A 3,790-nucleotide genomic window follows, 5' to 3' on the forward strand; every position below is an offset into this window, starting at 1 on the left:
AACTGGAAAGGGAAGTGTTTAAATAAATACAACACGGTCAAATCTCTCCCTGAATTAAAGAAACACTATGCGTTTTTAAAAGAGGTTGATAGTATTGCCTTGCAAAGATCAGTTGAAAATTTAGCCAATTCCTATAATCGTTACTACAAGAAACAAAATAAGTACCCCCGTTTCAAATCTAAAAAGAATCCTGTTCAGTCTTATACAACAAAACAAACAAATGGAAATATTGCAGTATTAGATAAACACATTAAACTCCCAAAACTGGGGCATGTTCGTTATGCTAAAAGTCGAGAAGTAAAAGGTAGGATATTGAATGTTACCGTTAGGCGAAACCCTTCTGGAAAATACTTTGTTTCTATATTAACCGAAACACAAGTTAAAGCATTACCTAAAACTGGCTCAGCTATTGGAATAGACGTAGGCCTGAAAAATTTTTCTATTCTTTCTGATGGGACAATCTATTCTAATCCAAAGTTTTTTCGAACCTTGGAAGAAAAGTTAGCCAAAGCACAGCGGATGATGAGTAGACGCACAACAGGTGGTGCAAATTGGCATAAAGCTAGGATTAAAGTTGCTCGTATCCATGAAAAAATTACTAATGCACGAAAAGATTACTTAGATAAAATCTCTACTGAGATTGTCAAAAACCACGACATGATCGGAATGGAAGATTTGTCAGTGCGTAATATGCTCAAAAATCACAACTTGGCAAAGGCAATTAGTGAAGCATCGTGGTCAGAATTCAAACAAATGCTTACTTACAAAGCCGAATGGTACGACAAACAAGTTGTAACAGTTGCGAAGAATTTCCCATCCAGTCAGCTTTGCTCCTGTTGTGGCTATCAAAACAAAGACGTTAAAAATCTCGGATTACGTGAATGGGAGTGCACGAAGTGCCATACCCATCTTGACCGCGATATTAACGCAGGAATCAATCTTAAAAATGAAGCCGTAAGACTTCTTAACCTCAGGACCTGAGGGGATCGCCTAATCAATTAGAAACCGGTAGGTTTCTGTACTTAGGAATCTCGGTACTTCAGTGCCGAGTAGTTCAAAAACCCTACTAAAGGCAAAGAATCAATCACAGCTTATCGAGAGAAATTTAAACCAAATAAAAACTTTGATGAACCACAAGTTACTGTCTGTGTTTTTGTTGTTTGTGCGGAAACAGAGGAAAAGGCAGAAGAATTAGCCTTATCACAGGACTTATGGTTATTGCGAGTTGGTAAAGGTATAGGGACACGTGTACCTTCAGTAGAAGAAGCGAAGCAAAAAACATATTCAGAGGATGAACTAGCGGTAATAAGAAGAAACAGAAAAAGAACAATTATTGGTACGCCTAGACAAGTGAAAAAACAACTTGAAAATTTGCAATCGAATTATAACTGTGATGAATTTATGATCATTACCAATATCTACTCCTTTGAAGAGAAAATAAAATCTTACCAACTGTTAGCTAAAGAAATATTGTGAAACTGTATATATTAGACTATTCAATACTTTCAAAAAGCGATACAATGAAGGAAGTATAAGTTAAATCATAATAGTCAATTCTGAAACATAATTAAGAGATATAGACAAGCGAATAAAGGAGTGAAGTGGTGACATTAGTTTTGTTGATTCCTATCGTTATACTTATGTTGTTTGTTATTCTATTTTTAAGCCTTTCTCCATTGAGAAAGAGCAGTACAGAGGAGCGTGAAGATTTGGTTAAACAAGTTTATCAATATTCTGTAGCATTTATTACACTTATAATGATCATTGGTGGTGGTATCTTTACTTTCATGAATTTATCTGATTATTTTGCACCAAATACGTACATTGAAACCTACGATCAATATAAATCAGGCCAATATTACTCAGGAAAATTTGAAGAAGAAAATACAGAACGTGAAGAATTATCGGATGAAGAATTGCGCAGAAATTATAATGAAATGGTTGAGCAACGTAAAGAGCAAGACAGACAACGTGCTTTAAATGGAATGATTCAGAGCCTTGGTTGGATTATTATCCCACTTCCTGTATTCATATTTTTCCAAAGAAAAATTGGTAAAGACCGAAAAGAATCTGACGAGTGATGGCTAGCATTAAATATTGATAATAACAGTAAAGCAAAAAAATAGATGCAGAAATGCTAACGGGTTCCGTTACCTATCGTAAACATTAAAAATGTAACTTAAAATGACTACTAAATTGTATATCAATTAGTAGTCATTTTTTAGTTGATATAAAGCTTTTTTTACATTTTTTAAACTGAATTTGTAATATAAAATGTACCCTGATTTGCAAGGGTACATTAGCCAGTGTATGCTTGCAATTTCACTGCAAATTAGTATACGAATCAGTAATCAAACTTAAATTTTTTCTGGTATTTACAAGGTTTATTGGTTATTTATGTTAAAATTAATATAGAATATGTGAATAAATGTACTTAAACTAACGAGGCAGTTTAGTTTAATAAAGACTATTTTTTTGAATCAATACCTTGCATTATTAGGTATTGTGAATTATGGTATAGATGGAGGTGAGAAAATGGAAATAAACAAAGAGGTTTTAAAAGGTCATATAGATACATTGATTCTATCGCTCTTACATACGAGGGATATGTACGGCTATGAGTTAGCGAAGTTGGTTCGTAAAAAAAGCGAAGAACAGTTTGAATTAAAGGAAGGTACGCTTTATTTATCTTTAAAACGATTAGAAAAAAATAAATGGATTTCTTCTTACTGGGGTGATGAACAAGGACCAGGAGGAAGAAGAAAATATTATAAGCTCACTGATTTAGGTGAAGATGGCTTTGAAGAAAAGCGTAAGGAATGGCATTTTGTAAAAAATATGATTGATTCGTTTTTAGAAGGGGGAGAAAAAGTATGAGAAAAATAGATACTTTTGTAGATTCGGTTTATCACAATACAAGTGGAAATAAAAAAGAAATACAAGAACTAAAAGCAGAAATGAAAAATCATTTGTTAGAGGCAGTTCATGAATTGAAATCAGAAGGAAAATCCGAACAAGAAGCGATTGATATTGCTATTGAACGTTTCGGTGGAGAAAGAGAAGTGCGTTCTGTTGTCGGTGAATTATTTAAAGCACAAAAGATATTTGCAAAATGGGTGCTTTATTTAGCTATAATATGTTTTATCACTACTGTTACTGTGTTTGGAGTTATATGGGCAATGGAAGAACAAAATTCACATGAAAATTCCATTGTTTTGACAAATATTTTTGATGTGTTGGAAGGTAAAGAAGCAATTTCAGAAAATATGGAAGAAGAAATAAAAGGTTTCGTTCAAGAAACAGACCAAATTGCGAAAGTGGAAATCTTTCTGAAAAGAGAATCTGAAAGCCACTATCAATTTCAAAAAGCTGTATTGGCTCCTGAATGGTTACTTGTTGAATTTTTTCCTTATGGAAATGGAGATTCAAATTGGTATGTAGAAATGGAAATCAGACATTTTAGTTTATTTATGACTTTAGTTTTATTTGTTGGTGTTGCGATTTATGCTACACTTTTCACGATTTGGGCAATTATAAATGCCTATCACCACAGACGATTAAACATTGGTTGGATTATTACTTTTGCTTTGTTTAATGTTGTGGGTTATTTGATTTATGTTTTAGTGGGAAAAGGTAAAAAGTGACTTTCCTTGTTCAACAAACGGGAGCCGCTCGACAAGTTCTGCTATAAGCGCTTCAAGTGTGAAAGGCAGAAGATAAACATATTTATCTTAACTTTATAACTGAGAATGGGAATGATAGATCCATGTTTCTTGAAACCATTCCGTCA

At 33.4% G+C, this 3,790-nt stretch carries 5 protein-coding genes; all 5 read left to right on the forward strand.

The features are described 5' to 3' along the window. Window positions 1-981, forward strand: a 981-nt coding sequence (gene tnpB, locus D2K40_RS16055; protein ID WP_162879261.1) for an IS200/IS605 family element RNA-guided endonuclease TnpB, incomplete at its 5' end; no start/stop codon positions are given. A gap of 237 nt (window positions 982-1,218) precedes the next feature. Next, entirely contained in the window at window positions 1,219-1,476 is a 258-nt protein-coding gene (locus tag D2K40_RS16060; protein ID WP_229666745.1) for an LLM class oxidoreductase, read from the forward strand. 128 nt (window positions 1,477-1,604) lie between these two features. Beyond that, a complete protein-coding gene (locus tag D2K40_RS16065) occupies window positions 1,605-2,081 on the forward strand; it encodes a hypothetical protein (protein ID WP_229666747.1) in 477 nt (158 codons plus the stop codon). Window positions 2,082-2,535: 454 nt separating this feature from the next. Beyond that, on the forward strand, window positions 2,536-2,877 hold the full coding sequence (locus tag D2K40_RS16070; RefSeq protein ID WP_117157348.1) for a PadR family transcriptional regulator: 342 nt from the start codon (window positions 2,536-2,538) through the stop codon (window positions 2,875-2,877). Further along, a complete protein-coding gene (locus tag D2K40_RS16075) occupies window positions 2,874-3,644 on the forward strand; it encodes a permease prefix domain 1-containing protein (RefSeq protein WP_117157349.1) in 771 nt (256 codons plus the stop codon). Before D2K40_RS16070 ends, D2K40_RS16075 begins: the two co-directional genes overlap by 4 nt. Window positions 3,645-3,790 lie beyond the last annotated feature (146 nt).

This window comes from Paraliobacillus quinghaiensis, from assembly GCF_003426025.1.
Taxonomy (GTDB): Bacteria; Bacillota; Bacilli; order Bacillales; family Amphibacillaceae; genus Paraliobacillus_A; species Paraliobacillus_A quinghaiensis.

What these genes read in the sequence shown, in the direction of transcription:
- D2K40_RS16070 (WP_117157348.1), top strand. Translation starts at nt 2,536, where the DNA reads ATGGAAATAAACAAAGAGGTTTTAAAAGGTCATATAGATACATTGATT.
- D2K40_RS16075 (WP_117157349.1), top strand. Translation starts at nt 2,874, where the DNA reads ATGAGAAAAATAGATACTTTTGTAGATTCGGTTTATCACAATACAAGT.